Below are 20,285 nucleotides of genomic sequence, written 5' to 3' on the forward strand. Positions count from 1 at the left end.
AGTGTCGCCTCAGAACGGATCGGCTGGGCAGGAGGCGGCGTCCATGACGAGCTCGGTGAGCGGAACATTGCCGTCCGCCTTGACTTCGTCGAACTGGGCTCTGATCGTCATGCCCAACTGAACCATGACTTTGAAATTATCCTCGTTGCACATGCGCTCCTTCACCGCCGCTTTCCAAGCGTCCATCGGAGGGACGACGTTGAGCGCGTAGCGGTAGCTCACGGTCTTGTCCTTGTAGCTCGCGCCAACGATGGCTCCCATCTCGCCGAGCTTCTGGGGCAATTCCATTGCCTCGATGTCGGCAATGATTTCCTTTTCCTTTTTCGCGCGCCAGGCATTGCAGGTCTCGGTATTGATGATCAGTTCAGACCGCTTCTCTCCGTTTGAAGACTGGTAGACGTTCTTCATCGTGGCGCCCATTTTCATGAACATCGCCTGGTTCTTCGAAAGGCACAGGCGGCCGGTATTCTGGTCGCGCCAGGTGTCGTCGAAATCGAAGGTGCTGTCCTTGACTTCCTGCGTGGTCACGACAACATCGCCCTCGACCTCTATGCTGAGCATTCTTGCCAGCTCGGTGTCCGGCAGTGGCACGTCCGCCACCATGTCCTTCAGGGTCGCTTCCAGTCCCTTGCTGTCGGACGCGTAGACCATGGCATTGTCGCGAAGCTCAGTGTCCGTTCGCACCCTGGCGCTGACACTGGCCAGATAGTCTTCGCCCGGGCCGGGGATGGCTCTGGCCAATCCAACCAGAACAAGTCCGCAGACCACCAGCACAATACCGCTCACCCGCCGGCCTATCCCTTTTGGGCGCTTCTCGCGTGACGGGTAGAATATCAAGGCCAGGTTGGCGAACGGCACGAAGACCAGCGGCCACCACATCATCGTACCGAAGGCATCACGCGACCTGCCAGCCGAGATGATGCCCGTTATGGCGCCGATGGCGAACCAGATGAGAATATATGCAAAGGCGAGACGACCAAGCTGCTGCTGCTTGAGAGCGTCGAGAAACAGGAACTGAAGCAGATAGCTCAGTTGGCCGGCCGCCACGCAAACGCACAAGGCCGGGAAATAGGCCGAACGGGGCATGGTCCACGCTGGCCGATACAGGGCCACGACAACGCCCGCAGACACGACCACCGCCACGATGAAAATCACGGCGAACTCCAGTTCGCCCGCCGTCAGCAATTTGTAAGCAAGCCCATCCATCGCGCAGCCTCCACCCAGAATTGCTAAGCTACCGTTTTACACCGGCGGCGCCAATCAGAGGGATCTACCGATGACAGATTGCTGCCAGACCGGAGAATCAAGGGCGAGGCATTGCAATAGCGCCTGACCGAACGAGACAACGCGTTGCCCTCGCAGCGCAATTGGCCGTACGCCGGCTTCAGGCCTCCTCACATCGGCGGCATCGTCTCGAAGGCCGCCAGGGTCGGATCGACGCAGTCCCAGGCGAGGCCACGCACCGCGTAAGTCACCATGTCAGGCTTGAAGCGGCTGGGATCGTCGAGGCTGGCGGCGTGGATGGTGAAGAGGTCCGGCATGGCGGTGAAGGTCATGTAGACGGGCGCGCCGCAGGTGGGGCAGAAGCCGCGCCGCTTGGTGTTGCCGCTGTCGCCCACCATCTCCCACTCCGTCGCCTGGCCGGTCAGCGTCACCGCCTGGCGGTTCGGGAAGGTGAGGTAGGAGCCGTGGCCGGTGCCGCTCGCCCGCTGGCAGTCGCGGCACTGGCAATGGTTCATGGCGATCGGTTCGGCCGCGATCTCATAGCGGATCGCCCGGCAGGCGCAGCCGCCGGTGTAGGACTTGCTCATGGAATTCTCCTGCTGTCAGAGCCTGATCCGAAACTCGCTGGTGCCTGGCAGATAGCGATGGTTTCGAGAACCGGAGCGGAGCGAACTTGAGGTTCGTGAGCACCGGAAGCGCAGAAGACTAAGCTAGATGCCCGCCCCAGTAGAGTTTTAGGCCAGGCTCTCAGTCCGCTTCGCCGGCGACGGCGCCGATATTCGGCACCACCTTCTTCCAGCCTTCGCCCATGTTTTTGAAGGCGACTTCGTTGGCCGGCAGCACGAAGCCGGAATGGATGAGGCGGAGGCGCGTGCCGCCTTCCACCTCGGTCAGGATGAAGGTGACCACCGTATCCAGCCGCGAGCCATAGCCGAAGTTCCCTTCGTCGCCGCCCTTCCAGGCATAGGCAAAGCGCTCGTTCGGCTTCACCTCCAGCACCTTGCAGTGAATGGTGCCATCCCAGGCGCCGGCCGGCTTCGTCTGGTAGGTGAAGCGCCGCCCCTCCACCGGCTCGAAGCCCGTGGGCGCCATCAGCCAGCGGCCCATCAGATCGGCCGTCGTCAGCGCTTTCCAGATCGTCTCCCGGCTGTGCGGGAACACTTCGTCGACCACGATCTCCTGGCCGTCGGGTTTGGAAGTCACATCGGTCATGGATCGATTTCCTTCAGCAAAGTCCTGAGATCGGCAAAGCGGCTGCGCCAGAACACGGCATAGTGGCTCATCCAGTCGAACAGCGGCTCGAGGCCGCCCGGCTCGGCGCGGTAATAGACGTTGCGCCCCTCGGGCCGTTCGGCAACCAGGCCAGCCTGTTTCAGCGTTTTCAAATGCTGGGAAATGGCGCCCTGCGTCACGCCGCTACCGCGCGTCAGCTCGACGACGGTGATTTCTTCCGCACCGACGATCCGCTCGAACACCGCCCGCCGGGTGGGATCGGCCAAAGCCCGCATGACGGCGGTGATGGGAGCGGCTTCGTTCATGCATATCTAATAGCAAATACTAATTGATGAGTCAATGCTAATGCATCAGTGCCGCCAGTGCTCGCTTCGGAGCGCCGCTTCGCCTCAGGCCTGCTGCTTGAGCTCGGCATTCTCCCGATGAAGGGCAAGAAGCTGGGCGAACGGGCCGTCGACATAGGCCTGATAGGTCGGCAACTGCTCCGGCGGCCGGCCGCCGTTCCTGGCAAAGCGGGCAATGATGTCGTCGGACTCCGTCATGTACTCCTCGCCAAAGCGCGCCGTCGGATAGCTGACCTTGGCAAGATGCGGCGACAGCTCCGCCCTCATGGCCTCCTCTTCCTCCGGCGTGCGGCTTTCGCACAAAATCACGCTATCGAGCAGGCCGGCCTCCAGCAGATAGAGGCGCAGCTTCAGGCAGAACGGGCAGGTGTGCTTGACGAACAGGACGGGCTTTGAAGATACTTCGAGCATGGGAACCTCCGGTCGGTTCGGCTTGAAGGAGGTCTCCCGGTCCCATTGCGGACCGGGAGACCGATGCGTCAGAGTTGAGAACCGCCACCGTCCACGGCAAGTTCCGCCCCGGTCGTGAAAGTGGCGTCGAAAGCCAGGAAGGCCACGGTTTTGGCGATCTCCTCCGGCCGGCCGAAGCGCTTCATCGGATTGTTCTCGGTCATCGCCTGCTTGGTCTGCGCGGCCACATCGCTTGGCAGCGTCTTGTCGAGAATGCCCGTTTCGATCGGACCAGGGCTCACCGCGTTGACGCGGATGCCGCGCGGCAGAAGCTCGCGGGCCAGGCTTCGCACCATCGACCGCAACGCCGCCTTGCTGGCCGAGTAGGCGCTGATCATCGGGTAGCCCATCTCATTCACCACCGATGTGGTGACGACCACGGCGCCGCCCTCGGCGATCAGCGGAGCGAGCTTTTGCACCGTGAAATAGGGCCCCTTGGCATTGACGGTGAGAACCTCGTCGTAGACGGCCTCGGTCATGGCCTCGAAGGGCATGAAGCGCGTTATGCCGGCGTTGACATAGAGGAGGTCGATCGTGCCGAATTCCGATTTCACCCGATCGGCCAGCCGATCGATGTCGGCGAGAGAGGCGGCATCGCTTTCGACGGCTATAGCGTTGTTGCCGAGCTGTTCGCGGGCCGTTTCGAGCGTGGCTTCCGTCCGCCCGGTGATGAGAACCCGCGCGCCTTGGGAAATGAGAAGCTTGGCGGTGGCCAGCCCTATTCCGCTGGTGCCGCCGGTGATGACCACGCGTTTTCCATCATGTCGTTCCATGACCGGATCTCCTTGTTGAGAGTCTTGCCTGAGCTTTTGTTGCTCATGACAGTCAACATAAGGACTTGGAGGAATACGGCCTACGCTGTAAAGTCCGCGATCTCTCTTCGATCGTCCAGGAGTGCATCATGGACCCGCTCTCCAACGTCTTGTCGCTGCTGAAGCCGCGCAATTACCTGTCGGCGGGTTTCGACGCCGGCGGGGATTGGTCGATCCAGTTTCCCGACCAGCAGGACGGCATCAAATGCGGCGCGGTGGTGTTCGGCCAATGCTGGCTCACCGTCGAAGGCGTGGCCGACGCCGTGCACCTGAGGACTGGCGATTCTTTCCTGCTGGCGAGCGGCCGACCGTTCCGCCTTGCCAGCGATCCGGCCCTGGCGGCGGGCGATGGCGGTGCCATCTTCTCATCACCCTGCAAGCCCGGCATCGCCACCTACAACGGAGGCGGCGATGTCCGTCTGTTGAGCAGCCGTTTCGCCCTGGAAGGCGGTCATGCCGACCTCCTGTTGCGGACGCTGCCGCCCATCGTCCATATCCCAAGCGAATGCGGCCAGGCCGCCCTGCGCTGGCCGGTGGAGCGGACGATGCAGGAGTTGCGCGACCCGCAGCCAGGCGGCTTCCTGGTGATGCAGCATCTCGCGCAGGTGATGCTGGTCGAGGCGCTCAGGCTGCATCTCGCCGACGGCCTGAAAGGCGGCGTCGGCTGGCTGTTCGCCCTGGCCGACCGGCAGATGAGCGCGGCGATTACCGCCATGCACGACGCCCCGGCGCACCGCTGGACGCTACAGGAGCTGGCAACACTGGTCGGCATGTCGCGATCGGCCTTCGCCCAGAAATTCAAGGAGATGGTCGGCACCTCCCCCATGGATTACCTTGCTCATTGGCGCATGACGCTGGCCGGCGAAAGGCTCGCCAACTCCAAGGACCCCATCTCGCTGATCGCGCCATCGCTGGGCTATGAATCCGAGACCTCCTTCAGCGTGGCCTTCAAGAAGATCATGGGCTCGTCCCCGCGAAGCTATGGCCGCCGCCGGCTGTTGTCGGAGATGGCAACCTAACTTTTATGGGGACGATCCCGCCGCCCCTCCCCCCTCATGCTCGACGTATTCGACGACCATGCCGTCGGCGTGCCGGAAGCGGGTCTTGCGGCCGCGCGGCATTTTCTGGATCGGCTCCAGCTGTTGACAGCCGGCTTTCGCCAGCTCGTCCATATGCGGCTCCAGCCGATCGACCTTAATCGTCAGCCGCGTCGCCTCAAAGGGCGCGCGGCGCTCGGGCGGGCCGGCGATGATCAGCACGGACAGCTTGTCCGAGGAGACAGCGGCCATCTCCAACCCGGCTTCCGGATAGCTGAAGCGCATCGTCTGCCGCCCGGAGGTGAGGCCGATGTAGAAGGCCACTGTCGTCTCCAGCGCATCCTCCTCGACGAAGACCCGCGCGAAGGTCTCCAGGATCACTGGATCGCCCCCTGGTCGGTGGCGAGCCCCGCCGTTTGGGCGCTGGCGACGGGCTGTTTCAGGGTAGCAGCCGTGGCCGGCGGCACGATGAGAATCGGCGGCTTGGCCATCTTGGCAGCAGGTGGCTGAGCGACCGCAGGCGGCTGCGGCGCCTTCGGAGCCGTCGCGGTTTGTACAACGGCAGGCGGCGAAGCCGCTTTGGAAACGTCCTTCGCCTGGGGCTGCGCGGCCGATGATGGTTTGGCGACCGTCGCTTGCGATTGCGCAACGACCGCAGGCGGCTGCGGCACCTTCGGAGCCGTCGCGGTTTGTGCGACGGCGGACGGCGGAGCCACCTTGGAAACGTCCTTCGCCTGGGGCTGCGCGGCGGATGATGGTTTGGCGACCGTCGCCTGCGATTGCGCAACGACCGCAGGCGGCTGCGGCGCCTTCGGAGCCGTCGCGGTTTGTGCGACAGCGGACGGCGAAGCCGCCTTGGAAGCGGCCTTCGCCTGGGGCGGCGCGGCGGATGATGGTTTGGCGCCTGTCACCTGCGACTGCGCAACGACCGCAGGCGGCTGCGGCACCTTCGGAGCCGTCGCGGTTTGTGCGACGGCGGACGGCGGAGCCACCTTGGAAACGGCCTTCGCCTGGGGCGGCGCGGCGGGTGATGGTTTGGCGCCCGTCACCTGCGACTGCGCAACGGCAGCGGCTGGCTGCGGTGCCTTGGGAGCGGCCTTGGCCTGTGCCTGCGCGACAGCCGGCGGCTTGGCCTCCTTGGGGACGGCCGTTGGCTGGGTTTGCGCAACGGCGGCGGAGGATTGCGGCGCCGGCTTGGGAGCGGCTTTCGCCGCCGGCCCCGGCGCCACATCCGGCGTCTCGCCCATGAAATCCAGGATCGCTTGCAGATACTGCTTGGGGTCCTGCGAATGAGCGGGGTGGCCCACGTCCTTCAGCACGATCAGCTTGGCGCCGGGAATAGCATGGGCGATATGGGCGATATGGGCGGGGCGGATGACCGGATCGTGGTCGCCGATGACAATGGCGGTGGGCACGTGGATCTTGGCGAGATCGGCATCCGAATAGTTCGGCTCGGTCGCCCAGAGGCGACGGAACACGCGCTCGCGCGCCACCTGACGCCTGTGCGCCTTTTCGCGTTCCGGATCGGCTTCGAAGGCGCCGCCGGGCAACAGGTCGTCGGAGAGCGGTGGCGGATCGATCGTCGGGACCGACGTCAGCCCATCCGGCGTGACGTTGGGCGCCTGGGCGAACAGCCGTTCGAGCAGCTTGGGGTGATGGATGGCCATGTCGATGCCGATGATGCCGCCATCGCTCCAGCCGACCAGCGTCACCTTTTCGATCTTGAGCATGTCGAGCAGCGCCACATAGTCCTCGGCCATCCGGTGATAGGTCAGCCAGGCAAGACCACGGGTCGAGCGCCCCTGCCCCCGGCTATCGGCAACGATCACCTCATGGTGCTGGGCCAGCGTCGGCACCTCGAAGCTCCAGACGTCGCTGCTGGACATGCCGCCGTGGATCAGCAGGATCGGCGCCCCCTTATCCTTGCCATAGACCGAATAGAACATGCTGATGCCGCGGAACTCGGCGTAACCGCTCTGATCGGCCGGCGGCATCGGCGGCGGGGCCGGGAACTGCTGCCACTTCGGCAGGGCGAAAGCCGGCCCGGCGGCGACCAGCAACAGGCATACGGCCCTGAGGAAACGTTGCGACATCGGCAAAGCCCCGTCTCGTTGAATGCCTCACACGAACGACGCGCTCCGACGAACGCCAAGCGTCGTTCCAGCTTCTTGAGTATCGTACCGTCTCGTGAACAACCGGTTCCTGCTTTACGGACAATAATCAGCCCATCGAGAGCAGCCTCCCCAGTGTAGCCACGGTGCGGGCATTGCATCGATCAAACAATTGTCATCGATCGTAGCCGCCGAAAACCAGTTCATTCATCCCCACCGCCATGCAAAACAAACGTTCCAAATAGCAAGAATAAATCAGACTATTACAACCGGAACAAGCACTGGCCCGAATGGAAGCTTCGTGTTATTCTGCAATCAAATCGTATGGTTGTGGGGGCGACCGGCATTTTTACGAGAACGTCTTCTTCGGTGATTCTATCGATCGCCCTTGCCGGCATCGTTTGCGGACCGGCCGCGGCGAACGTCCTCCATTTTCTTCAATCCGAACCGCTCCCCACTGGGTCGCATGGTCCAGTCACGCTCAAGCTTCTGCAGGGCGACGGCGTGGTTTTTTCCGATCCGGTGAGGGCGATCGTCGTCAGTGGCGACGGACGCTTGCTCGCCGCCTCGCCGGTTTCGTCCTCCCTTCGCATCATCTGCGAGGGCGCCGATCGCCAGCGCACCTGCCTTGCCTATGACGACCTCACCCGCACCATCTTTCAACCGGTGGAGAGCGACTGGCGCGACGGCGGCCTCATCGAGCAGAACGGTGAGCCGCGGGCCTTTCCGGAGGACATGACGGTCGATTTCGGCTTTGCCCTGAGACCGGCAACCCTTGGCGAAGCCGTCAGGTTCGAACTTGCCGGCATCATGGCGTCATGGGCGACCACCGGTTTCGCACTGGTGTGGTGGACGTCGTTCTGGCTGCTGCTTCGACCCGTCGCGCGCTTTCTGCTCGGGCGCGGCGAGCCGCGCAACATCGGCATGCTCGTGCCGCTTCTTCTGCGAACGGCCGGCGCGCTGCTGATGATCCCGATAACGGCCTACGCCTGGCTGACGGCGCCCTATTCCGGCCTCTACCTGGCTTTCGTCGTCCTCGTCGGCGCCGGGGCTGCCCATCTGATGACGGGATGGCGCAAGGAAACCACCGCCTGAACGGACCGCCGCCCCGGCCTTTCCGGCCGGAGCGGACGGATTTCTCACCGTTTCGCAGGCTTATCCTTCAGGATCGAGCGCACCATCCTGCCGAATCCCCGGTCGCGCTGGCGCCGCTCGGCAAGGCTCGCCGAGTTGAAGGCTTCCTCGCGCTGAAGCTTCTGCCAGCGGTGCAATCGCGCCTCGTCGACCTCGCCGTTGGCAATGGCCGCCCGCACGGCGCAGCCGGGCTCGCTCTCATGGCGACAATCGCTGAACCGGCAGTTCGCCGCGAGATCGGCAAGGTCGGAGAACACCTCGGCGATGCCCTCCGGCGCGTCGGCAAGCTGGAGTTCGCGCATGCCCGGGGTGTCGAGCACGGCATAGCCCTCCGGCAGCACGTAGAGATTCCGGCTGGTGGTGGTGTGCCGCCCCCGGGAGTCATCCTCGCGAATGCCGCCGGTCGCCGCCGTCGCCCTGCCGGACAGCGCGTTGACCAGCGTCGACTTGCCGACGCCGGACGAGCCGAGGAAGGCGACGGTGCGGCCCGGCTTGCACCAAGGGGCGAGCTTCTCTTTCGGTTCGGGACCAAGCGCGTCGAGAACGACGGCCGGCGCCGCCACCGCCGCCACGGCGGCAACGAATTCGCCGGGGTCCTCGGTCAGGTCGGCCTTGGTGATGACGATCACCGGCTCGACGCCGGCCTCGTAGGATTCCGCGACATAGCGCTCGAGCCGCGCCACGTTGAAGTCGCGGTTGCAGGAGGTGACGACGAAGACGGTGTCGACGTTGGCGGCGATCAGTTGCACGCCGCGGCCGGTGCCGGCCGCCCGTCGGCGGAACAGGCTCTTGCGCTCGAGCAGCCGGCTGGCGCCGGGAGCCGTCGCGTCATAGAGCAGCCAGTCGCCGATCGCCGTCTCGGCGCGCGGCGGCAGCGACGCCACAAAGCCATCGCCCTCGACGCGGAGACCGCTGCGCTCGATGTTGGTGACGCGCACCGGCGGCGTGCGGGCGAGATCGTCGACGCTCACCTGTTGGGCGAAGAAGCTTTGCCAGCCGAGCCCTTCGAGGCCGGTCGGTATGTGGGGTCCGGAACCGCCCGGAGGGGACGGCAGAAAGCGGGAATAGTCCCGTGCCATTGCGGTAGGCTTTCCAATGTGGCCGTGGGCAAAACCCCGGCGCGAAATGATAACACATGGAAACGCGCAAGCCTCCACGCGCCCGAGATATTGTCAGGCGATGGGTGGATCGGACTTGCGAGGGGGAGGAACCCTGTCCTCCCCGCCTTAGCGGGACATAAAGCCTCCTGCGATGCTTGAGGAAAATATAAACTGTAGAATAGTCTGTCAACAAGGAGTCGCCGAGAACTGAAAACTCTGATATGTAAAGTGAATTATCCAGCACCCACCAACCAAAAAACAAACTCGCACTTATAAACCAAATTATAGAGATAAAAGATGCGCCATGCCTTGACTATAGTTTATTTATTAATGGCATTGGCTTCAATGTATATTTCATATATATTATATAATATTAACATTGGCACCCCGATTGTTCTAGCTTGCCTGGTCATACCCTTCCTATTCCTTGGAGGTGCTGCGACCTGTTACGCATCTAGCAAGAAGCGATACGCCGTATTGGTATTTCCCTGGGTGTACCCGATCGCCTTGTTCCTGCTGCTAAGCGCCGGCTACACCGGCGATTTATGAGTGCGTCCACAGGCAAATCCGCTCCGTTAACCACCCGTTAACCATGAACTCGGCAAATTCTGCCGGGTGGCGCAGTGTGCGTCGCGCGACCGGCAACCCTGGAAACGAACGACTTGAGCGACCTCACTTCAGCCCCCGAGACCGCACCGTCCAGGATTCCTTTCGGCCTCAGCGTGCCGACCGGCGCCGACCTGCGCACCAATCTCTTGCGCGGCGATATCGGCCTGGCCGTCGGCATCATGCTGATCATGGTCATCCTGATCCTGCCGATGCCGGCGATGCTGCTTGACTTCATGCTGGCGGTGTCGATCATCTTCTCGGTGCTGATCATGATGACGGCGCTGTTCATCCAGACGCCGCTGGAATTCACCGCCTTCCCGACCATCCTGCTGATCTCGACGATGCTGCGCCTGTCGCTCAACCTGGCGTCGACGCGTCTCATTCTCAGCCATGGTCACGAGGGAACCGACGCGGCCGGCCACGTTATCGAAGCCTTCGGCGGCTTCGTGATGGGCGGCAACTTCGTCATCGGCATCATCGTTTTCGGCATTCTGGTCATCGTCAATTTCATCGTCATCACCAAGGGTTCGGGCCGCATCGCCGAAGTGGCCGCCCGCTTCAACCTCGACGCCATGCCCGGCAAGCAGATGGCCATCGACGCCGACCTGTCGTCGGGCCTGATCAAGGAGGACGAGGCGCGGAAGCGGCGCAAGGACCTGGAAGCGGAAAGCGCCTTCTTCGGCGCCATGGACGGCGCCTCGAAGTTCGTGCGAGGCGACGCCATCGCCGGCCTGCTGATCACCTTCATCAATGTCATCGGCGGCATTATCATCGGCACGATGCAGATGGGCATCACGCTGTCGGAAGCCGGCCACTCCTACACCGTCCTCTCGGTCGGCGACGGCCTGGTCAGCCAGATCCCGGCGCTGATCGTCTCCACCGCCGCCGGCCTTCTGGTGTCCAAGGCGGGCGTCTCCGGCGCCGCCGACAAGGCGCTCTCCGGCCAGCTCACCGGCTATCCGGCCGCCCTCGGCCTGTCCGGCACCGTGATGGGCCTGTTGTCGCTGCTGCCCGGCCTGCCCTTCCTGCCGTTCGCCGCCTTGGGCGCCGGTGCCGGTGGCCTCGCCCTCTGGGCCAAGCGCGAAAACCTCAAGCGCCGCGTCGCCGCCGTCGCCGCCAAGGCGGAAGCCGAGGCGCCGCCGCCGCCGCCGGCCGAGGAGCCGATCGCCACCGCCCTCAAGATGGACGACCTGCGCGTCGAGCTGGGCTACGGCCTGTTGCCGCTGATCAACGACAATGGCAAGGGCGGCGGCGAGAAGCTGTCCGACCAGATCAAGGCGCTGCGCCGGCAGATTGCCTCCGACCTCGGCTACATCATGCCGCCAGTGCGCCTCCTGGATAACGTGCAACTCGCCGCCAACGAATATGTCATCAAGATCAAGGAAGTAGACGCCGGCAAAGGGACGCTGTTCCCCGGCCAGTACATGGTCATGGACCCGATGGGCGGCAAGGTGACCATCCCCGGCACCCAGACCACCGAGCCCACCTTCGGCCTGCCGGCCACCTGGGTGGACGGGCGCCTGCGCGAGGAGGCGGCGATCCGCGGCTATACCGTGGTCGACCCGGCCACCGTTCTCTCGACGCATCTGTCGGAAACGCTGAAGACCAACGTCTCCGAGCTCCTGTCCTACGCCGACGTCAAGAAGCTCTTGGCCGAGGTGCCGTCCGATCAGGCCAAACTGATCGACGAAATCGTGCCGACCCAGATCACCGTCTCCGGCATCCAGCGCATCCTGCAACTGCTGCTCGCCGAGCGGGTGTCGATCCGTGACCTCGGCACCATCCTGGAAGGCATCGCCGAGGGCCTGTCGATCTCGCATGCGACGCAGACCATCGCCGAGCACGTGCGCGCCCGCCTCGCCCGCCAGATCTGCTCCGCCAACATGGCGCCCGGCGGCTACCTGCCGCTGATCAGCCTGTCGTCGGCCTGGGAGCAAAACTTCATCGAAAGCATCGTTGGCGAGGGCGACGATCGACGCCTCGCCATGGCGCCCAGCAAGTTGCAGGAATTCGTCGGCGCCGTGCGCGACCAGTTCGAGGAAGCCGCCAAGAAGGGCGAACTGCCGGTGCTGATGACCAGCCCGATGAACCGCCCCTTCGTCCGCTCCATCGTCGAACGCTTCCGCGCCCACACCACGGTGATGAGCCAAGCCGAGGTGCACCCCAAGGTCCGCCTGAAGACCATCAGCTCGATCTAGCATCCGCCCGAAAAGCTGTAAGACTTTTCGGATCAGCGGATGCGCGAGGCAGGCTATCCGCCCGAACAGTTGCAGGACTCTTGCCGGGGGCGTGAAAGGGGAGCTTTCACCTCTCTCGAACCTGTTCTCTCCTGAACATCTCGGTGCGTCGGCGAGACGCCAGCCCCTTTCAATCGCAAGACCGTTCGAGCCCCGATTGGCAACGCTTGGGCGCAGATGGACAAAGCCTATCAAGGCCCGCTTGCTATATGTTATGTTATAACATAACGTTTTGACTGGGCACGGGGTGAACCCAGAAGGACTATCGCATGATCAAACAGATTTTCGGCGGCCTCCTTGCCGCGTCGGCGCTCCTCGGCGCGGCGAGCCTTGCCGACGCCAAGACGCTCAACGTCGTGGCAAGCTTCGGCGTTCTCGCCGACGTGGTGAAGAATGTCGGCGGCGACAAGGTCAATGTTGTCAGCCTGGTTCCGACCGGCGGCGACCCGCACGTGTTCGAACCGACGCCGGCCGACGCCAAAAACCTGTCCGATGCCGACCTCGTCTTCATCAGCGGGCTCGGCTTCGAGGGCTGGATCGGCCGCCTCGTCGAGGCTTCGGGCTACAAGGGCAAACCGGTCGTCGCTTCAGAAGGCATCTCGACCCACAAGATGGAGGACGACGGCAAGACCGTCACCGATCCGCACGTCTGGAACTCGGCCGCCAATGTCGGCATCTGGATCGGCAATATCGACAAGGCGCTCGCCAAGGCCGATCCGGAGGACAGTGCGACCTTCCGCGCCAACGCCGAGCACTATGCCAAAGAGGTCGCCGACCTCGACGCCTATACCAAGAAAGCCATTTCGGCCATTCCCAAGGAGCGGCGCAAGGTGCTGACCAGCCACGACGCGCTCGGCTATTTCGGCCGCGAATACAGCGTCGAGTTCCTGTCGCCCGTCGGCTTCTCGACCGAGGCGGAAGCCGCGGCCGGCGACGTCGCCAAGCTGATCGACCAGATCAAGAAGGAGCAGGTGAAGGTCTACTTCTTCGAAAATTCCAACGACCCGCGTCTCGTGCGTCAGATCGCCGACGCCACCGGCGCCCAGCCGGGCGGCGAGCTGTTCGTCGAAGCGCTGTCGCCCCCGGACGGTCCGGCTTCGACCTATCTCGCCATGTTCAAACACAACGTCGACCTGCTGGTCGCCGGCATGAACATGTAGCATGTAGGGGGCATCGGACCGAAAAGTGGAATCCGGTTTTAGGAAAATCCGATGCAGCCATGAAGACTGGATCGTCATGCTTCAGCTAGTGGAGCGAATTTGACATTTGAGTCCCACTTGACATAAAGCGCCGGCTCAAATGTCAAATTCAAAAGCTTCATTAGAACCAATAACTTGCTAGTGGTTCTGATGACTCCGACATTTGCTCCGAGGCTCGTATCAGGCGGCTACAAATGTCGGAGTCGAACCACTAGGATGCAAGACGATCCAAGCGGCGGGCTTCGTCGCCCTTTCCGACCAGAGCCCCCGCCGGTGATGACATGCTCCGAAGCCAGTAACCACCGCGTTCGCCGATCGACGTTGGCCGGTTGCCTGGTGGCGATCGTCGTCGCCTGTGGCGGCGTCTCGGCGCCCTCGCCCGCTTATTCGGCCGACGCCGCCCGCGTCCAGAAGATCGCCGCCGAACTGGATATTCCCAGGCGGGCCTGGACGATTTGCACCGTCAACCAGATCGGCAGCGCGGTTCAGACCGGACAGGCCGGCGACGCGGCGGCCATCGCCGACCTCGCGCTCATCCACTGCGCGAGCGAAGAGCAGACTCTGCGGACCAAGGCAGTTGCGCTGCTGGGGGCAAAGGCCGCCGACCGCCTGATGGAACGGCTCGTCACCGAGGCGCGCGGCGCGCTCGTCGGATCGGCCCGCACGCTTGAGGCCGCCAAGGCCGGCGGCAGCCGGATCGATCCCGCCTGGCCACGCGTTCTCGGCCCGGTCCAACGATGACACCCCCGTATTCGCCCCAGGATGCCACCCGGTTAACGTAAACCACGCCTTAAGGCCTCAGGTTTAATTTGAGGGTATGAGACCCTCTCGTATCGCGTCCGGTCTGATCTCTCTCGTGCTGTCCGCCGCACTGGCGGGCTGCGGCTTCTTCGAGTCGGAGGAGCGCGAACCCTGGCGCGCCCAGGCGGAAGCCGCCTGCTACGCCCGCAACCTCGTCAAGCTGTCACCGCTGATCCAGCCGGCCAATGCCATCGAGGGCAAGGGCATCTGCGGCATCGACCGTCCCTTGAAAGTGAAAGCCCTCGAAGACGGCACCGTCAGCCTCGGCTCGCGCTCACTGGTGCTCTCCTGCCCGATGACGGCGGCGCTCGAACGCTGGGTGGCGCAAAGCGTCATGCCGGCGGCGCTCGCCCGCTATGGCCTGCCGGTGGTCGAGATCAAGAATTTCGGCACCTATAACTGCCGGTCGCGCAACAACATCTCCGGCGCTCGCCTGTCCGAGCACGCCTTCGCCAACGCCTTCGATTTCGCCGGCATCGTGCTGTCCAACGGCTATACCGTGACGGTGAAAGAAGGCTGGTACGGCAATGCCACCGACCGCGCCTTCCTGCGCGAAGTGGCGCGCGGCGCCTGCGGCACCTTCACCACCGTGCTCGGCCCCGGCGCCGATCGCCAGCACGACAACCACCTGCACCTCGATCTCGCCCGCCACAACAACGCCGGCACCTACCGCTATTGCAAGCCGCACCCGGAGGTGCCGCCGCGCACCGCGCCGATGTTCACGCCCGATCCGAACATGCCGATGGCCAGCAACATGCCGGCGAGTCCCGTCTGGCCGGCCGCCGCGCAGCAGGCGCCCGCCGAGCCCGTCTATGCCAACGGCAACCCGGCCTTCGACGCGCCGCTGCCGCCCGCCCCGGTCGGCAGCGGCCAGCCGGTCTATCAGGCGGCCCAGCCCGCTTACCCGGCACAGCAGCCCTACCCGGCCGCGCCGCAACCAGCCTATCCGGCACAGCAGCCCACATATGCCGACGCGCCCCAGCCGCCCGGCTGCCCGGCCGGCTATATCTGCACCCCCGTCGGCCAGGGCAATTACGTTCCGCCGCCCACAGGCACCGGCAACATCGGCTGGAGCGTCGGCGCCCAGCCCGCCCAGGGCTATTCGCAGGGCGACATCACCGGCTCGGTTCCAGGCCCTTATTCGGACGATTGAGGGCCAGGAAGCGTTATTCTCTCGGCGTAAGGCGCAATCGCTGTTGCTTTCGATGGGCCGCGATCCCTTGCTTCAGTGCCTCGAAAATGCCAACCGGCAGAAAGCCCCAGGCGAAGACCTCCGGCTGCCCCCTCGCAATCGGCCTCAAGTCGTAACCAGGCCAAACGAAGCGATTGAGCTCGCTGGTAACGATCCAGGACGGAGCATCGTCTAGCCCGAGCCGTCGTTTGACTGAAAGCGGCAGTTCGACGGCGAGCGGATCGTCCGGTTTCGAGTGAGTTATCGGCGAGACGTAGACCTTCGTGTCGCCATCCTCATCCCGAGTGGCAACCACAATTGCGCAGGGCCTCGCTTTACGCCCCTCTTCCGCGCCGGCAACATGCTGTTCGTGCCATAGATAAGAGTAGGAAATGACGAGGCCCGGCGCAGGTTCTGGAAGGGCCATGGTTCATTCTTCGTAGCGATGTTCGGCGGGAATCTCAGCCGCTTCGATCAACGCCAACTCTTCGTCTGTGAGATCGGCCGACGCGAGCGCCTCACGCTGTGCGCGCTTCATTTCATGATAGGTTTTAGCCGAGACAATATACACCGTTTCCCGGCCATATTTCGTTACCCTAACGGGCTCGCTCAAAGCTTGATCATGATAGGCGCCGAAATTTCTCTGAACCTCTGATGCCGAAGCCGAATTGGACATCGTCACCTCCTTTTCCGTATCTTCTGTAACATACGGATTTCAGGCTTCTTGGGCAAGTACGACCTGCAAAAGGCAGCCCCTCGCCCTACGCATTTCCCCGATCACATTTTGCTGACCTTGGCTCATCGGGCTAGAAAAAAAGTCTCTGAACCGCTACAAGATTTGTCCAGGCAGGCCGCAATGATTTGCGCGTCCCGGCATTCTCCGGGCCCTGCTTCCAGCAATTAGGTTTCATCATGACTTTCACGACCGGCTTGCCGGCTCGCAGAGGTCCCGGCTTTGCCGAGACCGTCGCTCTCATCGCCGCCCTGATGGGCCTGACGGCGCTTGCCATCGACACCATGCTGCCGGCGCTGCCGGCCATTGGCTCGAGCTTCGGCATTGTCGAAGCCAACGAGCTGCAGCTCGTCGTCTATGCCTACATGATCGGTTTCGGCATCGCCCAGGTCATCTACGGGCCGCTGTCCGATGTCTGGGGACGCCGCCCCCTGGTGATTGGCGGCCTCGTCATCCTGATCGCCGGCGCCATCGTCTCGGCCGTGGCCACCAGCTTCGACCATCTGTTGATCGCCCGCGTGCTGCAGGGCATTGGCGCCGCGGCCTTGCGTGTCATCGCCATATCCATCATCCGCGACCGCTATGACGGCCGCGAGATGGCCCGCGTCCTGAGCTTCACCATGATGGTGTTCATGGTGGTGCCGGTGCTGGCGCCCACCTTCGGCACGCTGCTCTTGGCGCTCGCCGGCTGGCGGACGATTTTCGCCACCATGGCCGCGCTCGCCGTTGCCGTGGGACTGTGGTTCTACATCCGCATGCCGGAGACGCTGCATCCCGAGTTCCGCCGCCCCCTGTCGGTGCGGTCGATCCTCGACGCGGCGCTCATCTGCTTCACCAACCGGGCGGCGGTCGGCTATTCGCTGGCCATCGGCCTGCTGTTCGCCATGCTGATGGGCTTCATCGGCTCGGCCGAGCAGATCCTCGGCTCGGACGGCTATCACCTCGGCGTGCTGTTCCCGGCGGCTTTCGCCTCGGTGGCGATCACCGGCGGTGTCGCCGCCTTCGTCAACAGCCGTCTGGTGCGCACCTGGGGCATGCACCGCCTGTCGCACGGCAGCCATATGATCCACGTGGCGCTGACGGCCGTCTTCTTCATCACCGCCCATCTCTGGAACGGCCTGCCGCCGCTCTGGCTGTTCATGGCGCTGATGGTGGCGATGCAGTTCTTCTTCTTCATCGCCATTTCCAACTACAACGCGCTCGCCCTCGATCCCCTCGGCGAAGTGGCCGGCACCGCCTCCTCGCTGATCGGCGCCTTCACCACGCTGCTCGGCACCGTCGGCGGCGCGCTGATCGGCCAGGCCTTCGATGGCACGGTGGCGCCGCTGTCGGCCGGCTTCTTCAGCCTGTCCGCCCTGACGCTCGGCATCGTCACCTGGACCGAGCGCGGCCGGTTGCTTCAGCCGACACACGAGGGCGGCGCCATACCGGCGATCGCCGAATAACGGCGAGCCCAAGCCGAAGTCTGGTCCTTGAGAAACATGAACATCCCGGTGAAGCTGCCTTCACCGGGATGTTTCGTTTTATCCAGCCCGTGGCCGCCTTATACCAAGATGCATTGAAAATGACTTTTGGTATTCCGCTTGCCGATTTCTCATGCCATTGATGCAAATGAGAAATCGGCAATGATCTCAATGAGCAACTCCAGCAAAAGTGGGAACCGGTTTTGCGTCCGGAGTTGCGTCTTGGCAATGAGCGGATGCGTCAGCATCTTCGCGAACTGGTATTACGTGTTCGCACCATACGCGCCTCTCCCCACCCGACCTTGGTAGCAAAAGCAGCAAAGCTGTAGCGTCCACTACTGAAACGCTCGGGCTCGGGCAGTAAACAGGCATTAACGCATCCGAACCAATTCACCCAGCCGGACCCCAAATGACCAAAGCCGCGGGACCCGCCAACCCACCTGCCCCACCCATCGTGCCCTGGCTGGAATTTCAGAACCAGGAAATGTGGGAGAAGGCCTTGCCACTCGGGCGCAAGGTGCTCTGGAAGGGCAAGAGCTGCATTCAGCGCCCCGGCGATGACGTGACCAGCATCTTTCTGATCCGCGAGGGCGTCATCAAGGTGTCGGCCACCAGCACCGAAGGGGTGCAGCGCACCCTCTGGTTCATGGGTCCCGGCAGCATTCTCGGCGAGGCGGCCCTGTTCGCCGGACAGAAGAACACCCACTACATCGACGCGGTCGAGGACTGCGTCGCCTACGAGTTCTCGCGCAGCAACGTCGTCGATCGGCTGCTGGTCGACCACCCGGACCTTGGCGAGGCGCTGCTGACCAACCTCGCCACCAAGAGCTACATCATGTCGACGCAGGTCGAGGAAAGCACCTTCCTCAGCGCCTACCGACGGATCTGCCGGTTCTTCTACGGCCTCTGCCTGTCGCGCAATTCGCGCCAGATCTCGCTGTCGCACAGCGTGATCGCCGATCTGCTCGGCCTGCACCGGGTCACCGTTTCCAACGCCATCGGCGACCTCAAGCGACGAGGGCTGCTGGAGGAACGCGGCCACGACCTGGTCGTCGCCGACATCGAGGCCATCGCCGCCTTCATCAACTCGGACATCTGATCGGCATCTGACCGACAGCCGAACACGTCTTCCCCCGGACCGCCGCGGCCCGGGCCGGGCACTTCTGCGCCCGAATTCCTGAGACCCGCTGACCATCAGCATGAAAGAGGAGTAACGTCCATGGACAGGACCTATGTTGCCGAACCCTACAAGATCAAGGTCGTCGAGCCGATCGCCGTCACCACCCGGTCCGAGCGCCAGCGCTTCATGGCCGAGGCCGGCTACAACACCTTCCTGCTGCGCTCGGACCAGTGCTACATCGATCTTCTGACCGACAGCGGCACCTCGGCGATGAGCGACAACCAATGGGCCGGCATGATGCTGGGCGACGAAGCCTATGCCGGCAGCCGCAACTTCATTCACCTGCAGGAGGTCGTGCGCGAATACTACGGCTTCAAGCATGTCGTGCCGACCCACCAGGGCCGCGGCGCCGAGAACCTGCTGTCGTCGATCTGCATCAAGCCGGGCGACTACGTTCCCGGCAACATGTACTTCACCACGACGCGCGCCCATCAGGAGCGCAATGGCGCCAACTTCGTCGACATCATCATCGACGAGGCCCACGATTCCCAAGCTGAGCTGCCGTTCAAGGGCAATATCGACATTGCCAAGCTCAGCCGCCTGATCGATGAGGTCGGCGCCGACAAGATCCCCTATGTCTGCCTCGCCGTCACCGTCAATCTCGCCGGTGGACAGCCGGTCAGCATGGCCAACATGCGCGCCGTCCATGAGCTCTGCTCCAAGAACGGCATCAAGGTGATGTTCGACGCCACCCGCTGCGTCGAGAACGCCTACTTCATCAAGACGCGCGAGAAGGAATACGCCGACACCACCATCGCCGCCATCCTGAAGGAAATGATGAGCTACGCCGACGGCTGCACCATGAGCGGCAAGAAGGACTGCCTGGTCAACATCGGCGGCTTCCTCTGCATGAACGACGACGACCTCTACCAGAAGGCCTGTGAGCTGGTGGTGCTGTTCGAGGGCATGCCGAGCTACGGCGGCCTGGCCGGCCGCGACATGGAGGCGATGGCGCGCGGTATCATGGAGTCGGTGGACTACAACTACATCCACCACCGCGTCAGCCAGTGCGAATACCTCGCCGAGAAGCTGAAAGAGGGCGGCGTTCCGGTCGTCAAGCCGACCGGCGGCCACGCGGTATTCCTCGATGCCCGCGCCTTCCTGTCGCATATCCCGCAGGACCAGTTCCCGGCCCAGGCGCTCGCCGCCGAACTGTATCTCGAGAGCGGCGTCCGCTCGATGGAGCGCGGCATCGTCTCCGCCGGCCGCGACAAGAAGACCGGCCAGAACTACCACCCCAAGCTCGAACTGGTGCGCCTCACCATTCCGCGGCGCGTCTATACCTACTCGCATCTCGACGTGGTCGCCGCGGCGGCCGTGTCGCTCTACAAGCGGCGCGAAACCATCAAGGGCCTGGAGATGATCTACGAGCCCAAGCTGTTGCGCTTCTTCACCGCACGCTTCAAGCCGCTGGCCTGATCAACGCGCCCGGAGGGGGTCTCTCCTC

General features: G+C 63.6%; 20 protein-coding genes. 9 read left to right on the forward strand and 11 right to left on the reverse strand.

The window, feature by feature from the left end:
- Positions 1-9: 9 nt before the first annotated feature.
- The 6 genes from G522_RS0119630 to G522_RS0119655 all read right to left on the reverse strand — a co-directional run bounded on the left by G522_RS0119630 (position 10) and on the right by G522_RS0119655 (position 4,024).
- Complete coding sequence (locus G522_RS0119630; RefSeq protein ID WP_026792504.1) at positions 10-1,206, reverse strand: DUF308 domain-containing protein; 1,197 nt, start codon at positions 1,204-1,206, stop codon at positions 10-12.
- 188 nt (positions 1,207-1,394) lie between these two features.
- Positions 1,395-1,811, reverse strand: a complete 417-nt coding sequence (locus G522_RS0119635; RefSeq protein WP_026792505.1) for a GFA family protein — start codon at positions 1,809-1,811, stop codon at positions 1,395-1,397.
- Between the two features lie 160 nt (positions 1,812-1,971).
- Positions 1,972-2,436, reverse strand: coding sequence for an SRPBCC family protein (locus G522_RS0119640; protein WP_026792506.1), 465 nt, complete (start codon positions 2,434-2,436; stop codon positions 1,972-1,974).
- The gene (locus G522_RS0119645) at positions 2,433-2,762 is read right to left on the reverse strand and encodes an ArsR/SmtB family transcription factor (protein WP_026792507.1); all 330 of its coding nucleotides are present in this window, start codon (positions 2,760-2,762) and stop codon (positions 2,433-2,435) included. Before G522_RS0119645 ends, G522_RS0119640 begins: the two co-directional genes overlap by 4 nt.
- 84 nt (positions 2,763-2,846) lie before the next feature.
- Positions 2,847-3,212 carry a glutathione S-transferase N-terminal domain-containing protein gene (locus G522_RS0119650; protein ID WP_026792508.1) on the reverse strand — a complete coding sequence of 122 codons (366 nt, stop codon included), beginning with the start codon at positions 3,210-3,212 and terminating at the stop codon, positions 2,847-2,849.
- Positions 3,213-3,280: 68 nt separating this feature from the next.
- On the reverse strand, positions 3,281-4,024 hold the full coding sequence (locus G522_RS0119655; RefSeq protein WP_026792509.1) for an SDR family oxidoreductase: 744 nt from the start codon (positions 4,022-4,024) through the stop codon (positions 3,281-3,283).
- Positions 4,025-4,152: 128 nt separating this feature from the next.
- Between G522_RS0119655 and G522_RS0119660 the strand changes: the two genes are divergently transcribed.
- Complete coding sequence (locus G522_RS0119660; protein WP_026792510.1) at positions 4,153-5,082, forward strand: AraC family transcriptional regulator; 930 nt, start codon at positions 4,153-4,155, stop codon at positions 5,080-5,082.
- A gap of 3 nt (positions 5,083-5,085) precedes the next feature.
- Here the strand turns inward: G522_RS0119660 and G522_RS0119665 are convergent, their stop codons facing one another.
- Entirely contained in the window at positions 5,086-5,481 is a 396-nt protein-coding gene (locus G522_RS0119665) for a hypothetical protein (protein WP_026792511.1), read from the reverse strand.
- Positions 5,478-7,193, reverse strand: a complete 1,716-nt coding sequence (locus G522_RS30380; protein ID WP_210162947.1) for an alpha/beta fold hydrolase — start codon at positions 7,191-7,193, stop codon at positions 5,478-5,480. The genes G522_RS0119665 and G522_RS30380 overlap by 4 nt, the downstream gene beginning before the upstream one ends.
- Before the next feature lie 522 nt (positions 7,194-7,715).
- Between G522_RS30380 and G522_RS27775 the strand changes: the two genes are divergently transcribed.
- On the forward strand, positions 7,716-8,306 hold the full coding sequence (locus G522_RS27775; protein ID WP_156886992.1) for a hypothetical protein: 591 nt from the start codon (positions 7,716-7,718) through the stop codon (positions 8,304-8,306).
- Between the two features lie 44 nt (positions 8,307-8,350).
- On the opposite strand, the gene rsgA is transcribed toward G522_RS27775, so the two are convergent.
- Positions 8,351-9,424 carry a ribosome small subunit-dependent GTPase A gene (gene rsgA / locus G522_RS0119685; protein WP_026792513.1) on the reverse strand — a complete coding sequence of 358 codons (1,074 nt, stop codon included), beginning with the start codon at positions 9,422-9,424 and terminating at the stop codon, positions 8,351-8,353.
- Positions 9,425-10,107: 683 nt separating this feature from the next.
- Between rsgA and flhA the strand changes: the two genes are divergently transcribed.
- From flhA to G522_RS29220, 4 genes are all read left to right on the forward strand, one after another.
- Positions 10,108-12,252, forward strand: a complete 2,145-nt coding sequence (flhA, locus tag G522_RS0119690; RefSeq protein ID WP_026792514.1) for a flagellar biosynthesis protein FlhA — start codon at positions 10,108-10,110, stop codon at positions 12,250-12,252.
- A gap of 308 nt (positions 12,253-12,560) precedes the next feature.
- Positions 12,561-13,451, forward strand: a complete 891-nt coding sequence (locus G522_RS0119695) for a metal ABC transporter substrate-binding protein (protein WP_026792515.1) — start codon at positions 12,561-12,563, stop codon at positions 13,449-13,451.
- A 315-nt stretch (positions 13,452-13,766) separates the two neighbouring features.
- Entirely contained in the window at positions 13,767-14,231 is a 465-nt protein-coding gene (locus G522_RS0119700; RefSeq protein ID WP_156886993.1) for a hypothetical protein, read from the forward strand.
- 76 nt (positions 14,232-14,307) lie between these two features.
- Entirely contained in the window at positions 14,308-15,444 is a 1,137-nt protein-coding gene (locus G522_RS29220) for an extensin-like domain-containing protein (RefSeq protein ID WP_084633299.1), read from the forward strand.
- A 13-nt stretch (positions 15,445-15,457) separates the two neighbouring features.
- Here G522_RS29220 and G522_RS0119710 read toward each other — a convergent pair whose 3' ends face one another.
- On the reverse strand, positions 15,458-15,889 hold the full coding sequence (locus G522_RS0119710) for a hypothetical protein (RefSeq protein WP_026792517.1): 432 nt from the start codon (positions 15,887-15,889) through the stop codon (positions 15,458-15,460).
- 3 nt (positions 15,890-15,892) lie between these two features.
- The gene (locus G522_RS0119715) at positions 15,893-16,138 is read right to left on the reverse strand and encodes a type II toxin-antitoxin system prevent-host-death family antitoxin (RefSeq protein WP_026792518.1); all 246 of its coding nucleotides are present in this window, start codon (positions 16,136-16,138) and stop codon (positions 15,893-15,895) included.
- Between the two features lie 236 nt (positions 16,139-16,374).
- On the opposite strand from G522_RS0119715, the gene G522_RS27785 reads away from it, so the two are divergent.
- The 3 genes from G522_RS27785 (at position 16,375) to G522_RS0119730 (ending at position 20,257) form a co-directional block, all read left to right on the forward strand.
- The gene (locus G522_RS27785) at positions 16,375-17,640 is read left to right on the forward strand and encodes a multidrug effflux MFS transporter (RefSeq protein WP_036840132.1); all 1,266 of its coding nucleotides are present in this window, start codon (positions 16,375-16,377) and stop codon (positions 17,638-17,640) included.
- Positions 17,641-18,067: 427 nt separating this feature from the next.
- A complete protein-coding gene (locus G522_RS0119725) occupies positions 18,068-18,757 on the forward strand; it encodes a Crp/Fnr family transcriptional regulator (RefSeq protein WP_026792519.1) in 690 nt (229 codons plus the stop codon).
- A 120-nt stretch (positions 18,758-18,877) separates the two neighbouring features.
- Positions 18,878-20,257 carry a tyrosine phenol-lyase gene (locus tag G522_RS0119730; RefSeq protein ID WP_026792520.1) on the forward strand — a complete coding sequence of 460 codons (1,380 nt, stop codon included), beginning with the start codon at positions 18,878-18,880 and terminating at the stop codon, positions 20,255-20,257.
- Positions 20,258-20,285 lie beyond the last annotated feature (28 nt).

Origin of the sequence: Pleomorphomonas oryzae DSM 16300 (assembly GCF_000422965.1) — a bacterium.
GTDB classification, from domain to species: domain Bacteria; phylum Pseudomonadota; class Alphaproteobacteria; order Rhizobiales; family Pleomorphomonadaceae; genus Pleomorphomonas; species Pleomorphomonas oryzae.